General features: G+C 44.0%; 21 protein-coding genes. 3 read left to right on the top strand and 18 right to left on the bottom strand.

Annotated features, from left to right (window positions below):
• Positions 1–841: 841 nt before the first annotated feature.
• Together LFYK43_RS02705 and LFYK43_RS02700 are read left to right on the top strand one after the other, a co-directional pair.
• Complete coding sequence (locus LFYK43_RS02705) at positions 842–1,597, top strand: NADP-dependent (R)-specific alcohol dehydrogenase (RefSeq protein WP_124975179.1); 756 nt, start codon at positions 842–844, stop codon at positions 1,595–1,597.
• Positions 1,598–1,942: 345 nt separating this feature from the next.
• Positions 1,943–2,851 carry a methyl-accepting chemotaxis protein gene (locus LFYK43_RS02700; RefSeq protein ID WP_124975177.1) on the top strand — a complete coding sequence of 303 codons (909 nt, stop codon included), beginning with the start codon at positions 1,943–1,945 and terminating at the stop codon, positions 2,849–2,851.
• An 89-nt stretch (positions 2,852–2,940) separates the two neighbouring features.
• Here the strand turns inward: LFYK43_RS02700 and LFYK43_RS02695 are convergent, their stop codons facing one another.
• Together LFYK43_RS02695 and LFYK43_RS02690 are read right to left on the bottom strand one after the other, a co-directional pair.
• Positions 2,941–3,495, bottom strand: a complete 555-nt coding sequence (locus LFYK43_RS02695; RefSeq protein WP_158609175.1) for a GNAT family N-acetyltransferase — start codon at positions 3,493–3,495, stop codon at positions 2,941–2,943.
• An 84-nt stretch (positions 3,496–3,579) separates the two neighbouring features.
• Positions 3,580–4,353 carry a (S)-acetoin forming diacetyl reductase gene (locus tag LFYK43_RS02690; RefSeq protein ID WP_124975173.1) on the bottom strand — a complete coding sequence of 258 codons (774 nt, stop codon included), beginning with the start codon at positions 4,351–4,353 and terminating at the stop codon, positions 3,580–3,582.
• Between the two features lie 201 nt (positions 4,354–4,554).
• On the opposite strand from LFYK43_RS02690, the gene LFYK43_RS13170 reads away from it, so the two are divergent.
• Complete coding sequence (locus LFYK43_RS13170; protein ID WP_229717906.1) at positions 4,555–4,788, top strand: hypothetical protein; 234 nt, start codon at positions 4,555–4,557, stop codon at positions 4,786–4,788.
• Here LFYK43_RS13170 and LFYK43_RS02680 read toward each other — a convergent pair.
• The 16 genes from LFYK43_RS02680 to LFYK43_RS02605 form a co-directional block, all read right to left on the bottom strand.
• Complete coding sequence (locus LFYK43_RS02680) at positions 4,785–5,891, bottom strand: ABC transporter ATP-binding protein (RefSeq protein ID WP_124975169.1); 1,107 nt, start codon at positions 5,889–5,891, stop codon at positions 4,785–4,787. The genes LFYK43_RS13170 and LFYK43_RS02680 overlap by 4 nt on opposite strands.
• Before the next feature lie 34 nt (positions 5,892–5,925).
• Positions 5,926–6,732, bottom strand: coding sequence for a DUF1189 family protein (locus tag LFYK43_RS02675; protein WP_124975167.1), 807 nt, complete (start codon positions 6,730–6,732; stop codon positions 5,926–5,928).
• Positions 6,733–6,769: 37 nt separating this feature from the next.
• Positions 6,770–7,555: a sugar ABC transporter permease gene (locus LFYK43_RS02670; RefSeq protein ID WP_229717908.1), complete on the bottom strand. Its 786-nt coding sequence runs from the start codon at positions 7,553–7,555 to the stop codon at positions 6,770–6,772.
• Between the two features lie 86 nt (positions 7,556–7,641).
• Positions 7,642–8,925: a sugar ABC transporter permease gene (locus LFYK43_RS02665; RefSeq protein WP_124975163.1), complete on the bottom strand. Its 1,284-nt coding sequence runs from the start codon at positions 8,923–8,925 to the stop codon at positions 7,642–7,644.
• A gap of 217 nt (positions 8,926–9,142) precedes the next feature.
• Positions 9,143–10,402 carry an extracellular solute-binding protein gene (locus tag LFYK43_RS02660; RefSeq protein ID WP_305775327.1) on the bottom strand — a complete coding sequence of 420 codons (1,260 nt, stop codon included), beginning with the start codon at positions 10,400–10,402 and terminating at the stop codon, positions 9,143–9,145.
• A 105-nt stretch (positions 10,403–10,507) separates the two neighbouring features.
• Complete coding sequence (locus tag LFYK43_RS02655; protein WP_124975159.1) at positions 10,508–12,274, bottom strand: glycoside hydrolase family 13 protein; 1,767 nt, start codon at positions 12,272–12,274, stop codon at positions 10,508–10,510.
• A 115-nt stretch (positions 12,275–12,389) separates the two neighbouring features.
• Positions 12,390–14,063: an alpha-glucosidase gene (locus LFYK43_RS02650; RefSeq protein WP_124975185.1), complete on the bottom strand. Its 1,674-nt coding sequence runs from the start codon at positions 14,061–14,063 to the stop codon at positions 12,390–12,392.
• A 168-nt stretch (positions 14,064–14,231) separates the two neighbouring features.
• Positions 14,232–15,179 (bottom strand): LacI family DNA-binding transcriptional regulator, encoded by a 948-nt coding sequence (locus LFYK43_RS02645; protein ID WP_124975157.1) that lies wholly within the window; start codon positions 15,177–15,179, stop codon positions 14,232–14,234.
• A gap of 86 nt (positions 15,180–15,265) precedes the next feature.
• On the bottom strand, positions 15,266–15,952 hold the full coding sequence (pgmB, locus tag LFYK43_RS02640) for a beta-phosphoglucomutase (protein ID WP_124975155.1): 687 nt from the start codon (positions 15,950–15,952) through the stop codon (positions 15,266–15,268).
• The gene (locus tag LFYK43_RS02635; protein ID WP_124975153.1) at positions 15,953–18,217 is read right to left on the bottom strand and encodes a glycoside hydrolase family 65 protein; all 2,265 of its coding nucleotides are present in this window, start codon (positions 18,215–18,217) and stop codon (positions 15,953–15,955) included.
• Between the two features lie 370 nt (positions 18,218–18,587).
• Entirely contained in the window at positions 18,588–19,454 is an 867-nt protein-coding gene (locus tag LFYK43_RS02630) for an ROK family protein (RefSeq protein ID WP_124975151.1), read from the bottom strand.
• 12 nt (positions 19,455–19,466) lie between these two features.
• Positions 19,467–22,088: an alpha-mannosidase gene (locus LFYK43_RS02625; RefSeq protein WP_124975149.1), complete on the bottom strand. Its 2,622-nt coding sequence runs from the start codon at positions 22,086–22,088 to the stop codon at positions 19,467–19,469.
• Between the two features lie 3 nt (positions 22,089–22,091).
• On the bottom strand, positions 22,092–23,120 hold the full coding sequence (locus LFYK43_RS02620) for a PTS fructose transporter subunit IIC (protein WP_124975147.1): 1,029 nt from the start codon (positions 23,118–23,120) through the stop codon (positions 22,092–22,094).
• Positions 23,121–23,136: 16 nt separating this feature from the next.
• Positions 23,137–23,454, bottom strand: a complete 318-nt coding sequence (locus LFYK43_RS02615) for a PTS fructose transporter subunit IIB (protein ID WP_124975145.1) — start codon at positions 23,452–23,454, stop codon at positions 23,137–23,139.
• A complete protein-coding gene (locus tag LFYK43_RS02610; RefSeq protein WP_124975143.1) occupies positions 23,447–23,923 on the bottom strand; it encodes a PTS sugar transporter subunit IIA in 477 nt (158 codons plus the stop codon). Before LFYK43_RS02610 ends, LFYK43_RS02615 begins: the two co-directional genes overlap by 8 nt.
• Positions 23,916–25,832 (bottom strand): BglG family transcription antiterminator, encoded by a 1,917-nt coding sequence (locus LFYK43_RS02605; RefSeq protein ID WP_124975141.1) that lies wholly within the window; start codon positions 25,830–25,832, stop codon positions 23,916–23,918. Before LFYK43_RS02605 ends, LFYK43_RS02610 begins: the two co-directional genes overlap by 8 nt.
• Positions 25,833–25,945 lie beyond the last annotated feature (113 nt).

Genomic DNA, 25,945 nt, shown 5'->3' with positions numbered 1-25,945 from the left:
CCTTGCCTTCGACTTGTGATACCGACCACTACGGCTCACAGCGGACTCACACCGCCTAGTTACTGCCCATGCCGGGCGCACCAAAAAAAGTCCCCAGGTCTCAAAAAGACCCAAGGACGCATTTACACGTGGTACCACCTGAATTTATGCTTGACTCACGCCAAACACCTCAACAAGTACAGCCAAAAATCGGCTAGACTCGGACACTATAATGGGTGTACCCACTTTTGCTTCGCTGCACAGCTTAGCAATTGTTCGCTCCAAGACCATTTTCGTAAACTTGCTAACACCCACTTGCAGCATAAATGTGAATTCTCTGAAGATAGCAAACGATTTACTACTCATTTTTTCATCGCTCTATAAGTTATTTATAATTTACGCCAAATTATAGTGACCAAGTTCACGTATGTCAACAGATAAATCAAATTGTTTTTCTTTAAGGAGATCCATGGTACTTCCTAAAAGCTGAACATTCGCTCACTAACACTGGTATGTCAAGCTTTTAATAGGAAAGTTTGTCCAAAAAAATTTTCACTTATTCTCTGGGCTCCGAATTTTACATTGTGCAAAATATACCAAGCTGGCTCAAATGCTTCTCTGAGACCCGCTAATATTTTTTGTACCCCGCCGCTCTTCCTAAATTATGCCTCAGCGAAGAAAAATTATTTCCAGCAACGGATTTTGCACCGAATATCTTTTTGCAGATAAAGCGAGTCAGATTTCATCTAGATCGTCAAGCACCTCCAGTAATTTTCAACATAAGCAATTTCTTTAATTATTCAGTGATTAATGCTAATATTTATTTGTGAAGAATGTAACAAACAAAAAGGAGGAGAGCTGTATGAGTCAACGTTTAGCAGGAAAAGTTGCGATCGTGACTGGCGGTGCCAGCGGGATCGGACTGGCCATTGCAGATCAATTTGCTAAGGAAGGTGCCAAGGTCGTTGCCACTGACATCAATGAAGACAGCGCTAAAAATCTGACTGCCCAAAATCAAAGTGACAACATTAAGTTTTTCAAACAAGACGTCACTGATTCAAGTCAATGGCCAGAAGTTTTTAAGTTTGCTAAAGATTCTTTTGGTACAGTCAATATTCTCGTCAACAATGCTGGGATCGGGATGATCAAAAGTTTCGAAGAGATCACTGATGCTGAGTGGGACCAGATCCAAGCAGTCAATCTAAACGGTCCATTCTACGGAACACGCGAAGGGATCCGGCAGATGAAAAACCAGCCCCACGGAGCTTCGATCATCAACATGTCGTCGATCGAAGGACTGATCGGGGATCCGGGAACCGGTGCTTACAATGCTTCAAAAGGCGGGATCAGACTCATGACCAAGTCTGCAGCCCTAGATTGTGCTTTAAAAGATTATGATGTTCGCATCAACACCGTTCATCCCGGTTATATCAAAACACCGCTGGTTGAAACCCAGCCAGGCATCGTCGAAGCGATGTCGGAACGGACTAAGACACCGATGGGTCATATTGGCGAACCGGAAGATATTGCCTATCTGTGCGTTTACCTGGCATCTGATGAAGCCAAATTTGCCACCGGAGCAGAATTCACGGTTGATGGCGGCTATACGGCACAGTAGCTAAGCCAAAAATCAAAAAGAGTTTCCTCAAACCGCATGGAGGAAGCTCTTTTTTTGTCTGGGCCGCTTGGGAAACAAAATACAATTTGACTGTTTTCTTCTAAAATAAGAACGATTTAATCGCCTTGCTTTCTATTTTGATTCAGGTGAAGCGTATAATTTGCAGGTTTTTCATGTATTTATAAATTTTGATGAGATTTTCATATTAATTTAGTTAAATTAGTCAAATTACTGCTTGAACAATCTCCAAACTTTCCGATTAGTAAAGGCAGACATGTTATTTACCAAGCCTGTGCTTGTTTTCTGAAAATCGCAGCAGCTTGAAGAGAAAAGAGGATACTAATTTTGGGGATCAGTCATAATTTTTTAAACTCAGTTACCAATAATTTAGCCGTCATTACTTTTGATACATCACGCAATATTACTTACGTCTCGGACGCATTTTGTCAGACAGTAGCCTATTCCAGAGAAGAACTCTTGCACATGAGACACCGTGACCTGTGTTTTCCTGAATTCGCCAACAGTCCGGAGTATGAAGTTTTCTGGCAAAATCTCTTGTCCGGGCGCTCTTTCCAAGACCAAGTTGTCCGTCGAGCCAGCGATGGGGCCAAGGTTTTTTTAGAAGCAAACTACTTTCCTTTACAAGATGATGCTGGCAAACTGCTGGGCATCTGCAAGATCTGTTTCGATAAAACCGCACAGACTACATCGATCAAAAATGCCTTAACTGATATCATGAATGTGACTGAGACGATCAATGATATGTACCAATCTCAAACGCAGCAAATGGAGCATACCAAGACGATCATGGACACCATGCAGCAAAGTTCCAATGACAATCTGAAAATCACTGAAGCACTAAAGGAAGATACACAGCAAATTGATGAGATCACCAAATCCGTCCACGAAATCTCCTACCACACCAATATTCTTTCGGTCAATACAGCTTTACAGGCAGTCCGAACAAATGAAAATACTGATGGCTTTTCGGTAGTTGCTAAAGAGATGCGCAAACTCTCACGCGAAGTTGATGAATCTTCTTCCCGGATCCAAACTACTTTGCAAAATATTGTGCACAAAGTCGACAGCATCGATCAAACTTCCAGCAAAACCGGGGCTAAGATCAGTTCCGCATTGAGCGGTTTTGCCAGGAACCAGGACTCTTTACATGAACTGGAAAGTTCCTCAACTACGATCAAAGAAAACGTTGAGATCCTAAACGAGCTCTTCAGCGTGCAACTTGACAACGCATAATTTCTAGTTGGAAATTGATGCCCTACCTGATACCAATCAAAAAGCACTGTTTTGCTTTGACATTCATGTCAATTGCAAAGCAGTGTTTTTTAGAATTCAAAGTAAAAATAAACATCTGACTTTCCCGCTTGGGCACTATGGTCATAGGTGCGTGTATTGAGACCGCCGATCTCAAAACCAAAATTCAAGTAAAACAGGCAAGCATTCAGATTGTTATCTTGGGCAATTGTGTAAATCCCGCCATATCCCAATTTCTGCGCCAGCAGCAGAGAACTTGTGAGGATTTGTTTTCCCAACCCCTTCCCACGGTAACTACCGTTGATCTTCAAGTCTGCTAAATAGAGAAACCGACTCCTCTGTTTTACAAAAATTCCGAGGCCAACTGGTTTTTGGCCGTCAAATGCCCCAAGAGCGAAACCTTGGGCAACAACCTCGTCCAATTGGTACTTTTCCTGTGGGAAAGTTTGCCACCGAACTTGCGCGGCTGGACAAAACATTATGTTATAAGCCCACTGATTTTGCAGCCGAACAACGTCCAGTTTGCCAACCAATGGGAATGGCTCATTCTTAACACGTAAAGCAGCTTGGTTGCTAGCAGTGATTATTTCTACTTTTAGCGTTGCTCCCACCCCTTTTTGAAACATTATAGCCGTTTGAAATAAAAAAAGAAGTTCTGCAACGAAACTTCTCTGCAAAACTTCAGTCATTTTTATTCTTAATTTGTTGAATTAATGGAACTGCATCCCACCGTCGACCTCAATTGTCTGCCCAGTGATATAGTTAGAATCAGGTCCAGCCAGGAATGCAACGGCTGCAGCCACATCCTCTGGTTCAGACAAACGCTTCAAGGCAATGTCCTTGGCAAAGGTCTGCATGCCCCATTCGTCGTCTTTGCCGGCATTTTGGCCAACCTGATGTGCAATATCAAACATCATCGGTGTCTTCACGATCCCAGGTGCGTAGGCATTAACTGTGATATTTTCTTCCGCCAGATCACGTGCTGCTACTTGTGTTAGGCCACGAACCGCAAACTTCGTTGAGCTGTACAGTGACAGGTTAGGATTGCCGACCACACCAGCTTGAGAAGTGGCATTGATGATCTTACCAGCCGTGCCGTTCTTTCTAAATTGTTCCAAAGCAGCCTGGATCCCCCAAATATCACCGGCCACGTTAATGTGATAAACTTTATCAAATAATTCAGGTGTGATCGTATCGATCGGAGTTGTTGGTCCCAAGCCGGCATTATTGACCAAAACGTCAAAGCCGCCTAGTTGATCAGCTACATCTCTGACTGCGGCAAAGAAGTTGTCCCGATTCGAAACATCCAATTTGACCGCAACAGCTTTGCCGCCGTCTTTTTCAATCGCAGCAGCCACTTCAGCAGCCTTTGCTTCGTTCAGATCAGCAATTGCGACCGCAAAGCCGTCCTTGCTCAAACGCCGTGAAATAGCCTCGCCGATCCCTTGTGCTCCACCAGTAACCATTGCAACTTTCTGTGACATATAAATTCCTCCAGTTCTTTTTGTTATCTCTTTCACAATTTATATTGTACCACACTAAAGCCCTTTCATCAAATGGTTTTTATTTGAATTTAATTCAGCTAAATGCCTTTTTGATGCAGATAAAGCGAATAGCCTGCCGATATAAACAGGATAACTGTCTGTACGCCCAAAAGCAGCTATTTCCACTGTGCTAGTACATTAATGAGCATAGATAAATGGCAAGCCAAAGACAGTAAAACCGCGACTGCTCCCTCCATCGGCCTGCCCATTCACGCTCAAAATCGCAGTAATTTTCAACGGCAATTTCTGCCAAAGGATCATCCCAACGAGCATCACCAACAGAGCAGCCAGCGAAAACCCAACCAATTTATTGGAAAAAATGACCCAAAACCAAAACAACTGGCTTTAGATCATTTTTTGGCTATTTCAAACTAATAAACGGAAACTTCTGTTTGAGGGTCAAAGAAGTGAGCTTTATTCAAATCGACACCCATCATGACCTTTGTCCCAGGCTGGACAAAATCACGCGCATCAACTTTGCAGACAAATTCTGTCTCCCCTACCTTACTGTACAGTTGTGATTCAGACCCCAAAAGTTCAGACACAGAAACAGTAGCTTCGACCCTTGCTTCTGGAAACGCATCTAGAAAAGGTTTTTCCGTGTGCATATCTTCGGGACGGATTCCAAACACCAACTTTTGATTTTCATATCCTTTATCCTGCAAAACTTTTAAACACCCTTCAGGCACACGCAGGTTAAAATTCTGGCCTTCATCATAGATACATCCGTCTTTTAACGTCACGTTGAAGAAATTCATCGCTGGTGAACCAATGAACCCGCCAACAAACACATTAACCGGTTGATCATAAACTTCTTGCGGCGTGCCAATCTGCTGGATCTTACCGTCTTTCATCACCACGATCCGGTCCGCCATCGTCATCGCTTCCGTTTGATCATGAGTGACATAGATCGTCGTTGTTTTTAAATCTTGATGTAATTTAGCAATTTGTGCGCGCATCGCTACTCGCAACTTAGCATCCAAATTGGACAACGGTTCGTCCATTAGAAAGATTGGTGCATCGCGGACGATCGCCCGACCTAAGGCGACCCGTTGGCGCTGACCGCCGGAAAGGTCGGCTGGTTTGCGTTCAAGATACTCTTTTAATCCTAAGATCTCAGCGGCATGCTGGACCCGAGAATCGATCTCAGCCTTAGTATATTTGCGTAACCTCAGGCCAAATGCCATATTCTCGTAGACCGTCATATGCGGATATAAGGCATATGTCTGAAAGACCATCGCAATATCGCGGTCCTTCGGTTCTTCATCATTGACTACATTGCCGTTTATTTTAAATTCACCTTTAGTTATATCTTCCAAACCGGCGATCATCCGTAAAGTTGTTGATTTCCCGCAACCAGACGGCCCGACAAAGACGATGAATTCACGGTCTTTGATGTGCAAGTTAAAGTCTGTTACTGAATAATCATCCGCATTATCATATTTTTTATAGATATGCTCTAAGTTAAGTTCAACCATTTTATACCACCCTATTCAATTTTTCTTGTGTTACTCAGACCGAAGCATGATCGTTAAATTTGGTTTTTGCATAGACTGTCAACATGATTATGACTGCACCCAGCATTTGCAACATCAGCATTAAAGAGAGATCAAATTTTAGGAAACCAATGATTGCTGTCAGTAAGCTGACTGGTCCTAAAATGTTGACCATCAAATTAACATTCTCTTTAAAACTGGACTTCGTAACTAATGGGCTCTTCCTGCCCAGCCAAAGCAGAAAAGCTCCGCCGAAAACAAAAATCAAGTTAGTTAATAAAAACAGACTGCCAATACTTTGCAGCATCATAAACGTGATCGTTCCCTTGTTTCTTTGATACCATTCATGCTCCAGCTGCTGTTTGATGCCAGTTTGAGGATTGAAGTGATCCGAATAGTAAACTTTGTCCGCCTGACCGTCTTCTTTAAAAATAAAATGATCATTGTTCAGAACAACAGCATTCTTAAAGTTGCCGATTTTTTTAGCCGACAATCCAATGCCAACGATGCTAGTTTTCGACTTGGAAACTATCTGACTCTGTTCAAATTTAAACCGTTCGGCAGTGAACTCGGCTTTTTGAACTGCTTGCTCCAAGCCTTTGTCATTTTTTTGCAGCAGTTTTTGAACTTGCGGCAAATAAATATCTAAGGGTACGCTCTTCTGTCGCTGAAAATATGCTGGAACAGGTAAAAGATTTAGTGCCATTAAAAAGAGCAGCACAATAATAATTTGCAGCCAGCCTAGACTTTTGCGGCCGCGAAACATTTTGACTGGACTGAACCAGCTTGCAAAATAGTTCAACGGAAAACTTTCTTTGATCATGTTCTGATCTCCTCAATTCTCACAGTATTTGCCCGTTTTATCCTTTGGAACCGCCTGCTGTTAAACCTGTGACAAAATATTTTTGCAAGTAGAAGAACAAGGCACAAATCGGGACAGCAATTAAGATGGCACCAGCTGCAAATAAGGCAACCTGCTGGTCTTTAGGATCCGAAATAAACTCCTGCAAACCGACTGCCACGGTCAGGTTAGCTTCCTCCCGCAACAAGTAGCGTGCGGTCATAAAATCACCAAATGGTCCCATAAAGGCCCAGAGTGCTTGCACCGCGATCATCGGCTTGACCAGCGGCATCACGATTTTCCAGAAAATCGTAAAGTTCCCGGCACCATCAAGTTTGGCTGACTCATCGAAATCATACGGTACGGTGTCAAAGTAGCCCTTCATCAGCCAAGTATTCATCGGGATCCCCCCGCCGATGTAAATCAAAGTTAAAAACCAGTAGTGATCTAAACCGTTGAGCAGCATACCCAAAACATAAAAGGCGGTCAAAGCTGCCATCGTTGGGACCATCTGAACTACTAGAAAGAAGGTCAAAGACCACTTTTTACCAGCAAAGCTATAGCGGCTATAGGTATAACCAGCAAGTGTGACGACCGCAACTTGGATCACCATTGTTGCTAAGGAAATAACTAGCGTGTTCCAGTACCATTTGCCGTATAGTGTCGTCTTAAAGAGGTCCGTAAAGTTCTGTAAGGTCCACGGACCCTGAAAACTGAGGGTAAACGCCACCACATCGCTATTCTTAAAGGCAGTCATCACCGTGATCAGGAGTGGATATATGATGATCAAGGATAAAAAAAGCATAAAGAAATAGGTCAAAAAGTGTTTGAAAAAGCGGGTCCGTTTGATCGAGCTTTTTCCTTTAGTATGAACTTGTTTAGCCAATCGACTCACCCTTCCATTTTAAATGCATTAGTTTTCTTGAAGACTAACAACGAAACGCCAATGACGATCACAGAAATGATCATCGTCACCGCTGAAGCCAGCCCATATTGCGGCGTACTATTGGTCGTTAATTTGTAGATCCAAGAGATCAGAATATCGGAATTGCCGGCACCGCCGCCAACATCTCCCGGTCCACCGTTGTTAAAGAGGTAGATGATCGAGAAATTGTTGAAGTTAAAAGTGTACTGAGTAACAAAGGTTGGTGCAGCCACACTAAAGATTGCTGGCAAAGTAATATTTTTAAACTTCTGCAAGGCTGTTGCGCCATCGATCGTCGCTGCCTCATACAGATCATCTGAGATCGACTGTAAGATCCCTGTCACCAAGACATAGATATACGGGAAGCCCAGCCAGCCCTGGATCATGATCAAAGCAACTTTGGTCCACAACGGGTCTGTCATCCAGTTGATCTGCGGCAGGTGCATAAAGAAGAACTTATTTAAGAATGGGATAACTTGGACATTGATCGCGCCGGCAGAATCATTAAAGATGTTGGAAAAACTCAGGATCGTCACGAAAGCCGGTACAGCCCAAGGCAACAGGAAGATGATCCCGAAAACTCGTTTAAACTTAATAAAATCCTGGTGAGCAACGACGGCGGTAAAAATTCCTAAAACGATTTGCAGGGTCGTCGCACAAAATGTCCAGATCAAAGTCCAAGAAAAGACAGCTCCAAACGTTGCCCGGTAGGTGCTTAAGAAGAACATGTTCTTGAAGTTGAGCAGCCCGACCCAATCGATCAATTGTGCTGGTGGAATATGATCAAAATCATAGTTGGTAAAGGCCATAAATAAGGTCACTAAGACCGGTAAAATGATTGTGAAGATCATCAGCAAGTAGGCTGGCATCGTCAAGAGGTATGGAAAACTATTTGTCCCTAAAGAGTGGTACATTTCTTTAAAACTAATTGGAACTTCGTGTCCCGCATTGATCTCTTGGGCGACCTTTCTTCCGTCCCGGAGATTTAAGACATAAAACATGATAAAAATCACTGAAATCAATAATTGCAGCGTTCCTTTGACCATCAAAAACATGGAATGGTCACGCATCGGAACGGTCCCGAGGGTGAACAGACCCTTTAAAGCTGCACCGCCGAAGAAAATCATCTCGATCACAAAAATCACGAAGGCGCCTAAAAAGATCCCTGCTTTTAATTTTTGACCATTGTAATACTGGCCTAAGCCAGGAATGATCGACAAGCTCATGGCTTTATTGGGATTTTTTTTCATCCTACTTCTCCCCTTTGTCTCTCTACCCTAAAAAGCGGGCATTTCTTTAAATTAGCAGCAGCAACCGACCCGAAGCGACTAACCTTCTTTTCAGTCTCTGCCTGTTTGTAAATATAGCGGTGAAGTTTAGTTTCTTCATAATAAAAGAGTTTGGGAGGTAAGGCCCAAACTCATAAAGCTACGCCTTTATGCGCTGTTTTTTGCTCAAAGCTTAGGATCAATCTTTGTATTTCTGTTGGATCGATTCCTTGATCTGCTTAACTGCCTTGTCGGCCACTTGCTGCGGTGATGATTTGCCTGCAGCTGCGTTGACCATCAAGTTTTCAGCACCTGTCCAAACTTCTGCCATTTCTGGAAGGTTTGGCATTGGATCAGCTGCTTTAAACTGTGCGATCACAGCTCGTGTCAGCTGATCATCTTTATTTTGGACAACTTTCGTCCGTGCATTTTCATTAGCTGGGATCTCTTGTGTTGCCTGATAGAATTTCTGCTGGTTCTTATCATTGGCTAAGTAAGCAGCAAATTTCTTAGACATACTCTTGTTCTTGGAATAGTTGGAAACCACCCAAGCTTTCCCACCGCCGAAGGCTTGATATTCTTTACCATTCGGCAAGGTTGGGATCTTAGCGACACCATAGTTGACTTTGGCTTTTTTATAAGTTGCTGCCATCCAAGGACCATCGATCACAACAGCAGTTTTGCCCTTGGTAAATTGGTCGGTGATGAAGTTTTCGTTAGAAGTTGTAGACTGCATCCCTTTTGGCCAGACATTCTTGAACCAATTGGCCATATAAGTAATACCTTCAACCCCACCCTTATTGTTCAAACCAAGATTTTTAGGGTTGGTGTTATTCTGACCAAAGATGTAGCCGCCATAGCCTTTAATGACACCGTAAGCATTATAGAAATTCGTCCACTGGGTCAGGAAGGCAACGTTCTTAGTTTTATCATTTTCATAGGCAAATTTTGGATCCTTGGATAATTTTTCCAAGTCTGCGAAAGTTTGCGGTGCCTGGGAAACCAGATCTTTATTATAGTACATGACTAAGGTTTCAATCACTGCTGGTTGACCGTAATGCTTATCTTTTAAGGTCACTAATGCTTGATCTTTCTTGTTGTAACGACTATTGGATAAACTGACCGTTGCAAGCTGTCCTTGTTTGCCTAACACACCGGTCCGATCAAATGGAGCCATCATCACATCTGGCGCCTTGCCGGCTGGTCCATCGAGTTTGAGGTTATCCAGGGTCGATAAAGCATCATGGGTCTTGACCACAACTTTAATGCCGTTGTCTTTTTCAAATTGACCTTTAACATCGTTGATGTAGTCCTTATAACCCTTATCAACGGAAACCGTGATCGACTTTTTGGCGTTAGCGTCGGCATCTTTCTTGTCACTGCCGCAAGCTGCCAATGTCACCGTCATTCCAGCTGCTAAAGCCAACAAACCCAATTTTTTGAAACTTTTCTTCATCAGAAAGTCACTCCTTTTTGTTGTTTCTGATTCTCTCCACAAATTATTATGCACTGGCGAAAACTTTAATGCAATCGTTTTCAGGATGTTACCGGTAACAGTTTGTTCCTACTCTGCCAGCAACAGCACGAATCCTTGCGGCATAAGTTGACCGTCTTCTTTGCTGTTTTGCTGCAGCAAGACCTGGCCTTTTGCTTGATACTCTTGAGCTGTCGCAGCTGTATTAAACAGACAAATGATCCGGTGCTGTTCATCGCTGCGTTCGATCTCCAGCAGGCCATTATCGTTTTTCGCGGTAAACTTGATTTGTCCGGCGGACCATAGTTCACTGTAGTGTCTGCGCACTTGAATCAATTTTTGCGTAAATTTGAACATTTCTTGATCTTGCTGGGTCTGATCCCAAACCATACACTTGCGGCAGCCAGGATCATTGCCCCCGTCCAGACCAACTTCAGTCCCATAATAAATGCAAGGCGCACCGATCTGGGTAAACATAAAGGTTAACACCTGCTTGGTCAATCCTTTATTACCTTGGCACAAGGTCAAGATCCGCGCGGTATCGTGTGTATCCAGCGCGTTAAACATTACTTGATCCGTCTGGTCGCGATAAAGCATCAATTGTTCTTGCAGCTGGTCGCTCATTTCTTGTGCAGTCAACTCATGTTTAACAAAGTGAGCGATGAGCGGCTCTGTGTAACAGTAGTTCATCACAGCGTCAAATTCGCGGTGACCGACCCACTCCTGAGCGGAATGCCACACCTCGCCCAACACATAAAAGTCTTCTTTCAAGGCGTGGGTCTGTTCATAAAAATCACGCCAAAATTCATGATCAACTTCATTGGCAACATCTAAGCGCCAGGCATCGATATCAAAGTTCTCGATCCAATAAGTCGCCACACTGAGCAAATATTTACGCGCGCCAGGATCAGCAGTATTGATCTTAGGCATGTGCGGCGTATTGGCGAATACTTCATAGTTAAGATCTTTCCCATACTCATCGTTATCCGTTTTGGTGTAACTGACAGGAAAATCGTGAATGTGAAACCAGCTGGCGAACCTTGATTTGGCACCAAAACGCTGCACATCACGCCACTGCATGGAAAAATCACCCATATGGTTAAAGACCGCGTCCAACATCACCCGCATTCCCCGCGCGTGTGCTTGATCGACCAGTTCCTTTAAGGTTTCCTTAGTTCCAAAAGCCGGATCGATCTCCAGGTAATCGATCGTGTCGTACTTGTGGTTAGAATGAGCCGTAAAAATCGGACAGAGGTAGATCCCATTGATCCCTAAGTCTTCCAGGTAGTCTAGATGATCGACGATCCCCTGCAGATCTCCCCCAAAGAAATTCGTGGGCGTCGGCTCCTCGCTGCCCCAGGGCAAGGTTTCGGCTGGGTCATTAGTGTGATCGCCATTGGCAAAACGTTCTGGAAAGATCTGATACCAAACAGTTTTCTTGACCCACTCTGGAGCCGTGATTCGATCACTTTCATGCAGATAAGGCATTCTAAAACAGGAAAGCTTTGCTAGTCCCTCTGGGCTGTACGCATAAGTTCGGCGGTCATCGTAGATCACCTCTTGCCCATCTTTGCCTATCACATGAAAAGCATACTGCAAGCGATGCAGCGGTAATACGACCTCACTGATCCAATAGTCATGTGTACTGGTTTGATAGGTCAATTGCATCTGACTGACTTGATAGTCCCAGACGCCTTCGTCTTTTTCATTGACCTTGGAACCATATGGATCACCGTACAAAAGTTTTGCTGCGGCAACATCATTATGTTTGGTACGCAAACGGATCTGAAAATGAGTTGCGTCTTTTAAGTAAGCCATCTCGCTGTCTGGGCGATGGTATAAAGCTGAAGTTTCCATAATTACCTCCTAAAATTAAGAAAAACGACACATTGCTCGTATTTAAAGGCGTCTCTTGTAAAACTGCCCTAACTCTTTTAAGACCATGCAATCAAGAGACACCGTAAAGAAATATCTATCCTTCCAATACCAGCACGCCATATGCTCCCAAGGTCAACTTATTAGCGGTGCGGTCAAATTGAGCACGGTTCTTCAACTTAACCCGACTAGCACACTGTTCCTCGGTCAATTTGATTTTCTTCTCATGGTCGGTTAAATTGCACATAATATAGGCTTGCTGCTTTTCCCAAAAACGTGTATATCCATACAAGTCTGGGTCGTTGACCTCAAAGACGATCCTGCCCTCGGTAAATAATTTTTTCTGGCGCAAGGCTAAAACTTGTCCGTAAAAATTCAGGACACTGTCTGGATCTCGTTTTTCCAGCAGGACGCTGTTGCCGTTGCCTTTAGCATTCAGCCAAGGAGTCTGACTGGAAAAGCCCGCAAAAACGCCGTCAGTCCACTGCATGACCGAGCGTGCCCCCATCTTATGGCTGACAGACAGACTTTCTAGTAATGATTCACGTACAAAACCATGACTGGTTCCCGTAGCGACAAACGACTCTGCAAGTTCATCATTAAAATCTGCTGGATCGGTCAGTTGACCAGCTGTCATCCCTAATTCCTCACCATAGTAGATACACGGAATCCCCCGTTGCAGGTACATCAAGACAGCCAGCATCTTAGCTGCATCCGTTTGCATGCTTGGCTCGATCTGCAGCTTATCGAGGATCCGCGGCAGGTCGTGATTACTCCAATAAAGGGTCGGTAAACTCCACTCCTGAAGAACCGCTTGCCAAGAGACCATCGTGCGTTTGAACTGTGCTAGATCAAGCTTGTGCGGTTGTCCTGCCGCAGGCAATTGGTCAATCAGCTGCGGCTCTGGTACATCCTGAAAGTAACGAAATGATACGACACTGTCGCATAGATCGCGCTTGGGGTCTGTATAGCTTTCAACCAGATCAATGTCAGCACTGGACGCCTCCCCCAAAATAAAGACATCTGCCTTAATTTCCTTCAACGCGTGGACAAATTCAGCCAAATATTCTTGGACCTGAGGCAAATTTGCGTAGTATTCGTCAGCAATTTGGGGTTGCTGTGAATCAGCCGTAAAAACATCTTGCCGAAAATCTGCCTTGGCAATATGAATAAAGGCATCGAGGCGAAAACCATCGACCCCGCGCTGCAGCCAAAATTTCGCAATGTCGACCATTGCTTGCCTGACTTCTGGATTTTTCCAATTTAAATCTGGCATCGCCTTATCAAACAGATGAAAATAATACTCATCTGTTCCTGCTGGATCCTTCTCCCAGACACTGCCGCCAAAAAAAGAAGCCCAGTTGTTGGGGACTTGCCCCGCACGCCCTTTATCCCAGAGATAGTAATTACGATAAATGCTCTGGGGATCTGAGACAGCATCTTTGAACCACGGATGCTGGTCCGAGGTATGGTTTAACACTAAATCCAAGATCAGTTCCATTCCGCGGTCATGGACAGATGTTACCAGTTTTTCAAAATCGGCCATCGTCCCTAAGGTCGGTTCGATCCTAAAATAGTTCGAGACATCATAGCCATTGTCGACTTGCGGTGAAACAAAAATTGGGTTGAGCCACAAGGTATTGACTCCGAGTGACTGCAAATAGTCTAAGCGCTGAGTGATTCCATTCAAGTCGCCGATCCCGTCATGGTTGGAATCCATAAAACTTTTCGGGTAAATTTGATAAATGATCCGTTCTGCATTTGAGTGCATTTTCAAAAGTATGACCTCCCTGCCTTACCAATTCTAAATTTAAAGAGTGGCAGATGATAAAGCAAGCAGTTCTGTGATGTTATCGGTAACAGTTTGTAGTGACAAAAACAGTAAAAAAAGAAGCAGGCCGGAAGATATTTCCAGCTGCTTCAAAAAGCTGCATTCCCGTCATTTCGTTGTATCTCTGATGATCAACTGTGGTTGGGTGACACAATTGCCCTGAGGTTTATTATTTTGCATGATTTTATTTAGCAGCATTTTGGCACATAAGCCGCCCATTTGCGCCACTTCCTGTTTAACCGTTGTTAACTTGGGAAAGGCCACTTGATCCAAAAAGACGCTGTCGTGCCCGATAATGCCATATTGCTCAGGAATACTGCCTTGCATGGTAATGATCGCGCGCTCGACTCCCAATGCTAACCGGTCAGAGGCACAGATAAAAATCGTGTTCTCCGCATAATCCGCCCAGTGTTCCATAATGTAATTTTGGATCTGGGTAGAGTGGTTTTCACTGCGAATGATCCGCGGCTCCAATCCATGTTCTTGCATGACCTGCAGGTACCCGGCTTCGCGCGAATATTCAAACGGTTCGGCTAAGTCGATGCCAATATAGATCAGATGCTGATAACCCTGCTGAATTGCATAACGAGTGCCCAGTTCACCGCCCATTTTGTTGTCCGAGTCCACGAAATCATACCCATAGCGGTTTTCGCCGAATAAAACAAAGGGCATCTTTAATTCACGGATCCATTCATAATCCTCATTGCGCATCCCGGTAATAATATAGCCGTCACAGGAGCCGATCTCAAAACTGTTCTCTGTTACCAGCTGCAAGGCGTACTGGTGTCCTTCTAATTCCTTTGAGATCCCCGTCAACAAGTTCATGTAGTAGGGCTCGACAGTAGTCATCTCCTCTAACACCAGCAGTTTGACAATTTGTGTGCGGTTATTGACCAAAGCCCGTGCCATTGCATTAGGGTGGTAATTAAGGCTTTGCATGGCTTGATAGACCAGCTCCTTGACTTCAGCTGTCACCTTGTCTGGGTGATTGATCACCCGAGAAACTGTCATGCGCGAAACGTGGGCTTGATCAGCCACATCCTTTAAAGTAGTCATTACTACTCCCCTTTTCTAGCTAGTTTCTCTCCTCTAACAATCATAAGGTTTTTTGCGACGTGCTTCAATCAAATTTTTTCTTTGGTCTAACTTGACAGATTTTTCTTGCTGCTGGACTGCCGAAAGGCTTCATTGACGCTGGTATAGTTTAGATCCGCTGTTGTAGAAACGACCCGATCAGCAGCCTGCAGCTCTATTTTGTCCCCGACTGCCACAGCGACGGCTCCGGCGGCTTTGATCGCAGCGACTCCCGCCACAGCATCTTCGATCCCAACGCATTCCTGGATCGGGACCTGCAGCTTTTGGGCTGCCGCCAAAAAGAGGTCTGGAGCGGGTTTCCCATGTTTGACCTGGGCAGGATCAGCGATGACCGCAAAATATGAATTTAAGCCCAAATTTTTAAGGATCAGCGGTGCATTTTTAGAGGCTGAAGCAACCGCGCAAGGAATATCATGCTCTTTAAGTTCTTGCAAAAAAGCAACGATCCCGGGCAAAATATCTGCCTTGGTCAATTGGCTGATGGCTTGTACATAATAAGCGTTTTTCTCATTGGCTAACGCAGTAATTTGACCGAGTGAATATTGGTCTGTGATCCCGGCATATTCCATGATACGCACTAAGGAATCTACGCGGCTGACACCCTTTAAGTTACTTTCAAATTCTACAGGCAGCTCAACTTGCAGCTTTTCTTGCGCCAGTCGGCTCCAAGCAGCAAAATGAAATTTCGCGGTATCAGTCAAGATCCCGTCGACATCAAACAAGATCCCTTGCATTTACTTGCCCTCCGTTTCAAGGAAAACTGGAGTCCCATTTAAAATGACCTCTAAGTCATCGCCTGACAATAAGGCAAGTTTAGTGCCCTCTGTATTGACTGCAACACTCACCAGCCGACCACGGAAGTTTATTCTAAAGCTATAAGCGGTCCATTCTTTAGGCAAAAACGGAGCAAAAGACAGGTGATCAGCGTTGACGCGCAGACCAGCAAAGCCTTGCACGATCGCCAGCCAAGACCCGGTCATTGAAGTAATGTGCAGGCCGTCTTCGGTGTCATTATTGTAATTATCCAGATCCAGCCTAGCAGTCCGGGAGTACATTTCAAAGGCTTTATCTTCTTTATGCAGGTCAGCCGCCAACACAGCATGAGTTGCTGCGGACAGGCTCGATTCATGCACAGTCAAAGGTTCATAGAAGTCAAAATTGCGACGCTTCTCTTCTTCACTAAATTGGTCAATAAAATAATAGATTCCCTGTAAGACATCTGCCTGCTTAATGTAAGGCGAACGAAGGATATGATCCCAGGACCAGTGCTGGTTGAGCGGCAACTGATCTTGCGGCAGGTCTTTGACTGGAGTCAAATCTTTATCCAGAAAAGTATCGTGCTGAACGAAGATCCCTAAATTTGAGTCAGCCGGCAAGTACATCTGATTGCTGATTTCTCGCCACCGACTCCGCTCCTTTTGGTCCAAACTAAGTTCAGCTAATTTCTGATCAGATACCTCTTGGGCAATCTGGTCAGTGTACCCTAAGCACCATTTGGCAAGCAGGTTGGTATACCAATTGTTATTGACGTTATTTTCGTATTCATTTGGTCCCGTCACACCGTGGATCATGTACTGGCCTTTACGCGCAGAATAGTGGACCCGGTCGGCCCAGAAACGGGCGATCCCGACCAAGACATCGAAACCTTCGTGATGAACATATTCCTGATCGCCGGTGTAGCGAGTATAGTTATAAATTGCATAGGCGATCGAGCCATTACGGTGGATCTCTTCAAAGGTGATCTCCCATTCATTGTGGCATTCTATCCCATTAAAGGTCACCATCGGAAACAGCGCGCCATCAAGCCCTTGTTCTTGCGCATTATGGAATGCCCCGGGCAACTGATCATGCCGGTATTGCAACAGATTCCGCGTCACTTTTGCCGGTGTTGCTCCAAGGTAAAAAGGAAAGGCAAAGGCTTCAGTGTCCCAGTAGGTGGCCCCGCCGTATTTTTCACCCGTAAAACCTTTCGGTCCAATATTTAACCGAGCATCGTTGCCATAATAAGTTGAAAAGAGCTGAAAGAGGTTAAAGCGGATCCCTTGCTGGGATTCTGCGTTGCCTTCGATCACAACATCAGATTTTTCCCAGCGCTTTTCCCAAATTGCTGCATGTTCAGCTAAAAGTTCCGCAAAAGCACGTCCGCCTTGCTGACTCGCTAACCGCTCTGCCGCCAGCTCAATTTTTTCTTGACTGGGATAATCGCGTGAAGTCGTGACCAGCACCTTTTTTTCAAATTCAGCCTGGTCGCCAGGGCCCAACTCACCTGACCAGAGAGCCGCAACAGTTTTTGGACTCGTTTCATTTTTCTGGAAAGTCAGCGAAGTCTGATGGACAGCCTTCATCGCCACAATAAACTGGGGTGTACCAAAAGAATTAGGAATGGTCTGGGAGGTCATGGTCAGTTCTTGACCTTTTGCCTGGTGGGCTAAAACATCCCAGAATTGCTCGTCATAATTGGCATCCTCATTGAAAACATTCGCGTCGATCACTGAACTAATACTGAGTTCAACCGCTTTTTTCCCAAGATTTTCAAAAGTTAACCGGTTCGCGTAGAGTTCCTTGCAAGCTGTACTAACAAAGCGTTCTGAATGCAGCCGGACCTTGGCATCACCCTTAAACACAGTGAAACTGCGTCTTAAAATCCCGCGTTGCATATCAAGTTCTAAGTCAAAATCGGTATAGCGGTCACGGGCTAAGTCGATCGACTCGCCATTGATCTGCAGATCTACACTGACAAAATCAACCGCGTTGATCACCTTGCCGAAATAAGCGGGATAGCCGTTTTTCCACCAACCGACTCTAGTCTTATCCGGATACCAGACCCCTCCCAGATAGATCCCATGGTGAGTGTCGCCTGAATATTTTTCTTCGAACATCCCGCGCATTCCCATATACTCATTGCCCAGACTGGTGATACTTTCTTGTAGCCTTTTATTATCTTGGTCTAACGAGTGAGTCACGATCTTCCAAGGATCGATCTCAAAAATTCTTTTCATTTGCTTTTTGCTCCTTCAGTTACTGCTTTCATATTTTTGCCAGTGACCTTACCTAACCACTGCCTTAGTCGCTAGTCTATGCGCTATATTTACAATTTTCATGATAGCATTGCCAAATTAACCGAAGCAATCGTTTTCTAGCCCGTCAAATCAAGGTTCCCGTCACATTAACGATGTTACCGATAACAGATTTTGGCGCACTTTTTACATCACCCTAATTTAAATAAAAAAAGGGGCCACCGGATCCACCCGATAGCTCCAATTACAATTCAAAATAATTTTTGGTTCAATCCATCATCTGACTAGACAGCACTTAGGCTTTATCCCAGCCGTTAGCTTTTAAAGGCTCTTGCTCCAGACAACTCCACGCCTATCCTTCAAGCAGCCGTCGCGCTAAAGCAAAATTTCCCATCGTTGCTGCGCCATTATCTGGAATTGAAGTCAGGACCAGCAACTGATCTAGGTCTGGCAAATCAACGTAGCCGTTATTGAGTTCCCGCACAACTTTTCTGATTTGCGGTAATTCAGTTTGGCTAATGACCGACCCGCCGAGCACAATCTTTTCTGGCGTGAAATTCAAGTAGGCAGCTAAAACCAGCTGGGCTGTATAGTAGCTGATCAACTTGAAAACATCAGCGCTTCGCTCTAGGTCTTCACCACGTTGACCGGTCCGTGCTTCGATGGCAGGACCGGAAGCCATGCCTTCAAAGCACTGGTTGCCGTGATAAGGACAGACTCCTTTGAAATCATCGCCAGAATACGGCTTAACAAAGGCGTGCCCCATCTCAGTATGTGACCTGCCGCCAATGAAGTGTCCATCTTGGATCGCACCGCCGCCGATCCCCGTTCCAACCGTAAAGTAAATCAGCGAGTTGACCTTTTTGCCTGCTCCCAGCATATACTCACCATACGCAGATGCATTGACATCGGTCGTAAAAGCCGCCGGCACTTGCAGCGCTTGCTTTAACGGACCAACTACATCGACTTGGGCCCAGTTGGGTTTAGGGGTGTTCAAAATTGTGCCAAAATGCGGTGAATCTCTTTTAATTTCTGCGGGACCAAAGCTGCCGATCCCTAAAGCATTCACCGGATTTTCCTGAAAAAAGCTGATACAAGCTGCTAATGTTTCTGCTGGTGTGGTCGTGGGAATCCTGCGCCGTGCCAAGATCCGATAATTTTCATCCGCAACGGCGACAATGAACTTGGTCCCGCCAGCCTCGATACTTCCTAACCGCATAATTCAGCCCTCCTAATCTTTCTTCAGCACTGTCAGCATATCATAGGGTGCAAGCAGCAGCTTTTCTTTCTTGGGTAAAGTTTCTTCCAGAGCATTGGTTGGGATAAAACCCTGCTCCAACAAAGCAGAAAGATCGAGCGTTTTTGCAGACTCATTGGCTAACCGCAAAACAACTGCACCTTTAACAGTATAGGCAGGGTAAAGTGCACTGATCGTGACTTCTGGGTCAAGTTCAAACAAGGTTTCCTGCTCAGTAATTTGCGGCAAACTGTCATCAAATTCGATCTCCCAGATTTTATTATCCAAACGGTTAATAAAGAGGTTAAGCGTCTGGAGCTGGTAACTAACATCTGCGGCCAGCCAGCGTTCGGCTCTAACAGCTAATTCATTTTCTTGCAGATCCTTGCCAGCCAGCAAACCAAATTCAAAAGTGTTTTCCCCCAGCTCTTCTGCGAGTGGTGTGGGGGTCATCTGGTGCCCGAGACTGGTCGTATCGCCTGAAGCTCTGCCTGGACGCCACAACAAATTAGGTTTCCCCAATTGACCAGTCGTGGCCATCAAAGTGACATAAAAGGCTTGTTCCCCTAACTCATACTCTTTCAGGCCTTTTGCAAAGAGGAAAATTCCTTCATGTTCGTCGTTCATGCCAACGACTTTATCAAAGTTATAAAGATTGACGGGCTTTTCGACAAACTCGTCTTGCCAATTAGGATCGATCGGCAAGTTAAAGGTCTTTTGAAAGCCGCCTTGGATCTGTGCTAGTGCATGGTCGCTTTGGATCCCAGTCTTGATCTTCAGCCGTATGCGATGATCCAGGACCTGGTTATCAACTTCCAGCCGACCAGCTAAAACATCATCGTCTGCACTCAAGGACAAGGTCAGTTTGTACGCAACTTCACCACAGTTTGGATCCTTGACCAAGCGCTCACTGAGTTGTTGCGGCAGCCGCCATTTCCCGGTCAAAGAAAGCTCTTGATAATCAGTAACAGCATGGACATTGACTTCTCCTTTCAAAGGCAAAGCAATTTCTTGATCACCTCGAAGCGGCGAATAGTCATAGGTGTCCCCATCGTTACCCGAATCAACAATACTGATCAACCCGGGATAAACTTTGCCGTTGGCGTATCCAGTAAACTGGCCGTCATTGTACGCTACTTTCCAGGCATGGTTTTCAATGGTCGTCTGCTCAACTTGCTGCAACTCAGGCAAGGCAGCCTGATCTGCTTGAAAGGCAACGACTTGATAACCGAGACCCTTAAAATCAACTTTCAGCCGCACCGTTAATTGATAGTAACCAGGTTCATCCTTGAATTCGAAACCTTTAGCTGTTTGCTGCATGATGTTTTCCCGTTTAGGCACATAATCTGCTTTTAAGATCGCAGCATGATATTTTTCAGCAAACTTGATGTTCTTGGAGCGAGCCAAAAATTGCACCGTTTTATAACCGCTAAATGGACGCGCGTCAGTATTAAAGACCAGGACATGCTGGTCGGTCAATTTCAGTCTCTGGGCGATGCGCTTTTTGATATAGTTTTCGATCCCGTCCGCGATTTCAAAGCCTTCTTTGAAGCGATGGTCGATATCACTGGCAACGTTATCTGAGACACTGCCGCCCAAGGTATCGTGCGGCTGACACTCCAACAACTTTTTCCACAGCTTCAAGACCACTCCATTGGAGACCTTGATCCCGCATTTTTGCGCGATGACCAGCAGCGGTTCAACTCTGCGCAAGATCTGCTGTTCCAAAGCAAAGTTTTTCCGTTTGATCCGCGACCGCACTGAACCGATCGTCCGGTGCACCCGCGAGTATGTTGGATAACGCAGCTCACCCTGATAGGCGGGCAAATCGTCATTTTGCCGTAAGGTCTGCATGAATTGCGGGTAACTGCTCAAAAGGATCTGATTATGGCTGTATTGATTGATCTCATCTAACGTCTGCTGCACGTTATGCACGATATTCATTTGATCGATCCCTGATGGCAGTAAAACCGTCTCGTTGTTGCCATGGTCGGCAGAAAAATCAATGCCGGGATCCAGGCGATTCTCTACAAATTCTTTTAAGTGCCGCTTAGAATCGACAGCAATTTGCCCAGTATAATAGCCGAAAGGAAAGTTAGCTGTGTAAACTTGATTTTCACCCAAGCCCTGCCACTTGAAGTAAACAGAGTCCATCTGGCGCTTAAAGTTTGTCCCGCGCCAGAAAAGGAAGTCGCTGATCCCCACCTGATTCAAGAGCATTGGCAGTTGGGCGTTAAAGCCAAAGGTATCCGGCAGGTAACCGATCATCATCGGCTGCCCGTATTTTAGCTTGGTATCATTTATCCCAATCACTAAATTGCGAATAATTGACTCGGCATCGGGCAGCATGGCATCAGTCTGGGTATACCAGGGGCCAATAAAAAGCTGTCCTCGTGCAACTAAGGCTTTAATTCTGTCCACGTCTTCTGGATGCATAGCGACATATTCATCCACGATTGATGTCTGTCCATCGAGAGTAAAGTTGGCTTCTGGGTGACTTTCCAATTCTTGTAAAACATCTGAGAATAACTGGTCACTTAAAACCTGGGCATCTTCTGTCGTAAAGTACCATTCTCGGTCCCAATGCGTATGGTTCACAAAATGCGCTTTGGTCATAAATTAATCATCCTCCTGTGGTTGATGATGCGTGATAATTTTCAGTCCATTTGCCAGCAATGCCACCACAACGACGCCAACTAAAATTGCAACCGTATATAGGATCCAATTTGAGGAGAACGGAATTGCCATGAATGTTGATAATGCAGTTTTCTGATAAGTCCCAAAAGCAGCATTTAAACCACAACCCACAGAAGTCCCAATAATAATACTTGGAATAACACGAACTGGATCAGCGACAGCAAAAGGAATCGTCCCTTCAGTAATTCCAACTAATCCCATAATAATAGCAGTTCTACCATTTTCGATTTCTTGTTGACTGTATAATTTACGTCCTCCAAGCAAGGTTGCTAAAAACATTCCTGCCGGTGGGATCGCAATTGCCATTAACATTGCTGTACTTGCTTGATAACCACCAGTAGTGAAGGCTGCCATGCCGAAAGCGTATGCAATTTTATTGATTGGGCCGCCCATATCAACGGCCATCATTGCTCCCAATAGTCCGGCTAGCAAAACAGCGTTGGTCCCACTCATTCCTTTTAACCAAGCAGACAGGAAATTAGTCATCGCCGAAATTGGCTCACCAACAACGTAAACCATTACGAACCCAACAATCAACGTTGCCAAAAACGGGATCAGCAGAAGTGATTTAACAGTAGTTAATTTTGCAGGCGTTGGAATTTTCTTCAACCATTGAATTAAATAACCCATTAAGATCCCAACCAACATGCCTCCAAGGAAGCCTGTTCCCATTTTGGCAGCTACCAAACCAACAATAAAAGCCGGAGCCAGCCCAGGGCGATCAGCAATTGAATATGCAACGTAAGCAGCAATGATGACAGGAATAAAGTTCAACCCCGTTTGGCCTAGTAAGCGCATGTTGCCCCAAACATCGCTTGTCTCATTCCAGACAGCTTGCCCACCGAAAATCACGGCAATTGAGGTCAAAAGCCCAGAAGCTGTAACTAATGGGATCATATAAGATACACCAGTCTGAAAATGCTGTCCTAACTCTTTAAAAAATTGTTTCATCAGGTCCCACCCCTTTTTATTGTTGAGCAGCAGCTATTGCACCATCAATTGCTGCCTTACCATTCTTGACAACTTCAGATGTACCAACCTTAAATACGTTCTTGTTTTCGAATCTTTCTGCTTTTGAAACTGTTGTATCGACAGCAAAAATCACAATATCAGCTTCATCAATATCTTTTTGTTTTAACTGATTTTCAATCCCCATAGCGCCTTGCGTTTCAACCTTAATTTCATAACCAGCCTTTTTGGCATACTTTTTCAGGTTTTCGGCCGCCATATATGTGTGTGCGATACCTGCAATACAAGCTGTAACAGCAACTATTTTTTTACTCATTATCTTCATCCTCCTTAAATTCATCAAAAACATCTAAAATATCCTGGGTTTTATTTGCGTCCTTAATTTGCTTAACAAAATCATCATTCATTAGATTTCCTGAAAGATGTGCTAGCATTCTTAAGTGCTCTTTTCCACTGTCAGCGGTTCCAACTGCCATTAAAAAAATAATCTCAACCGGCTGCCCATCCAATGAATTCCACTGCAATGGTCGTTTACTTTTAGCAAAGATCAATGATGGCTGCATGACCGTGTCACTTTTTCCATGAGGGATAGCAATATTATTGCCGATTCCTGTAGTCGTCAGACTTTCTCTGTACAAGACATCCTGATAAAATTTCTTAGCATCACAAATGTCGCCATTCTTCTCTAAGACCTGACTCATCTTAAAAATCGCATCTTCTTTATCTGTGGCATCTAACCCAATAATGATATTTTTTTCGTTGATAAAATCTTGTGTCTCAGACATTCCTCTCACCTTCTAATCTACTAATCACTTCTGAAGAATTCTTGCAAGCAATCAACTGCTTCAATAATTCTTTATCCTCCAGAATCTCATTGAAATACCGATAAATCTCGTCAACTTTCGCTTTAATTTCCTGATTCATTGCTAGAAAGAAAATTAAATTGACTTGTCCTTCGCCCCACTCAATTCCTTGCCTATTGATATAGATACCAATACAGGGATGGATCACAAAAGAAAGTGGTGCATGTGGAACTGCAACCTGGTCAATCTGAGTACTGGCCAACTTTTCTCTGGCGCAGGCAGCTGCACCTATCCCTTCTCTGGCATAGCCATTCATCACTAAAAGTGAAGCTGTTTTGCCGATTGCCTCTTTCTGCGAGCGCGGCTTATTGTCGATCATGACTACTCGAGGGTCGATCAATTTCATAAATTCAGAGCGGTTAGAGTGTTCGCCATGTAATTGATCTATTTTTCGACTGATCTTACTAATAGAATTCTGATCTAAAAATGGTGGGACCACTATTACCGGCGCCTCAAGATTGGAAATATTGATTGTACTGATCACTAAGTCTTCTGTAATAGGCAGTCTTTTTAACTCTTGCAAAGAAATGACTCTTCGAATCTCCAAAAGATCAGCAAAGTTATTTTTTAGTCTTTGTTCAATCAGCCGAGCAGTCCCCATTCCAGTGCTGCAGACAATCACCGCTTGTAACTTAGTACTACTTCTTTCCCGAAAAGCTTGTAAATGCAAGGTAACATATGCCAATTCATCTTCGTTTAGCTTGACATCAAACTGTTGATAAATTTTGATTCCTAAGTCGGCAGCCTCATTATATGCATAAGGAAAATAACGTTTAATTTCATTGGTATAGGGGTTACTTAATTTAAGTCCCAAAGATAACCTTTTAAGTGCTGGAATTAAATGCAGCGTCAGATTTTCAAGTAAGAAATCATCGGTCTCGCGAATATTTCCAGCCAGAAAATCATACAAATCGTTTTGAGTTGAATTTTTTATTCTATCAACTTTACTTGCACTGCCCTCTTGCCCCTCTTTAGCAGCAAGGATGTGAATATCAATATAACTTTTTTCATCATCCGGCAAAACCATCGCAAACTTCTTTTCAAGCAAAGCAACTAATTTTCTTGTTTCCATCTCAAGGTCTTTTTGCGTTTCGTTTGATTTTAGGATCTCATGCCGCTTGATCCTCTTAATAGCAATTACAAGATGGACACATAATGACTGATACTCATAGTCATTGAGGTAAAAATCGATCTCTTTCTGAAACTTATTCAGCACAGCACTAACATCGTCAAATATAGATTGATCCAGTAATTCTGCAATATCTTTAGGAAGATTGCTTGGAATCTGCGGCTTTTCGTGCTTTTCTTGCAGAAAAATTGATTTACCCCAATACATGTTTAATAATTCAGATATTAGTCGACGTTTTACCCTCTCAGAAGCCTCAATTTTGATGCCAAAATGGTTAGAAACCAGTTTGGCTCCATTTTTCTTCAAAATTGGTTTTAGTTGCTTCAAATCATTTTCAAGTGTTCCTCGACTCACAAAAAGCTCTTCACAAAACTCTTGTGCCGGCTTTTCCTTAGCCTCTGAAAGAAGCTGTGACAACAACTTAATAAGTCTTGCATTGCTGGGATCCACACCCTGACCATCATTAAATTGATAGAACTCCTTTACAAGTCGGTCAATATTTCCCTTAAAATAAATACCTACGTTTCTTTTCCTGACCAATTGAACCTGAAACCGCACTACGAAATCTGAAATATGGTCTAGATATTTAGCAATTGTTTTTCTAGACTTTCCGGTTACCCTTGATAGATCAGCATAATGAACAACTTCATCTTTAATGATTTCCTCTATGATTTGCAGCTCATCAGTATTAATCTTGCGCACCTACTTGCTTGCACTTTAATTATAATTATATTTCTTAAGCTAAAATATACATAAAAGTACACCTTTAAAAGTGTACCTTTAAAGAGGTTTCCAAACAATTTCGTTACACGTTA

Origin of the sequence: Ligilactobacillus salitolerans, assembly GCF_003864415.1 — a bacterium.
GTDB lineage: Bacteria > Bacillota > Bacilli > Lactobacillales > Lactobacillaceae > Ligilactobacillus > Ligilactobacillus salitolerans.
Note: the sequence above shows the minus strand (reverse complement) of the source record. Positions and strands in the feature narration are given on the sequence as shown.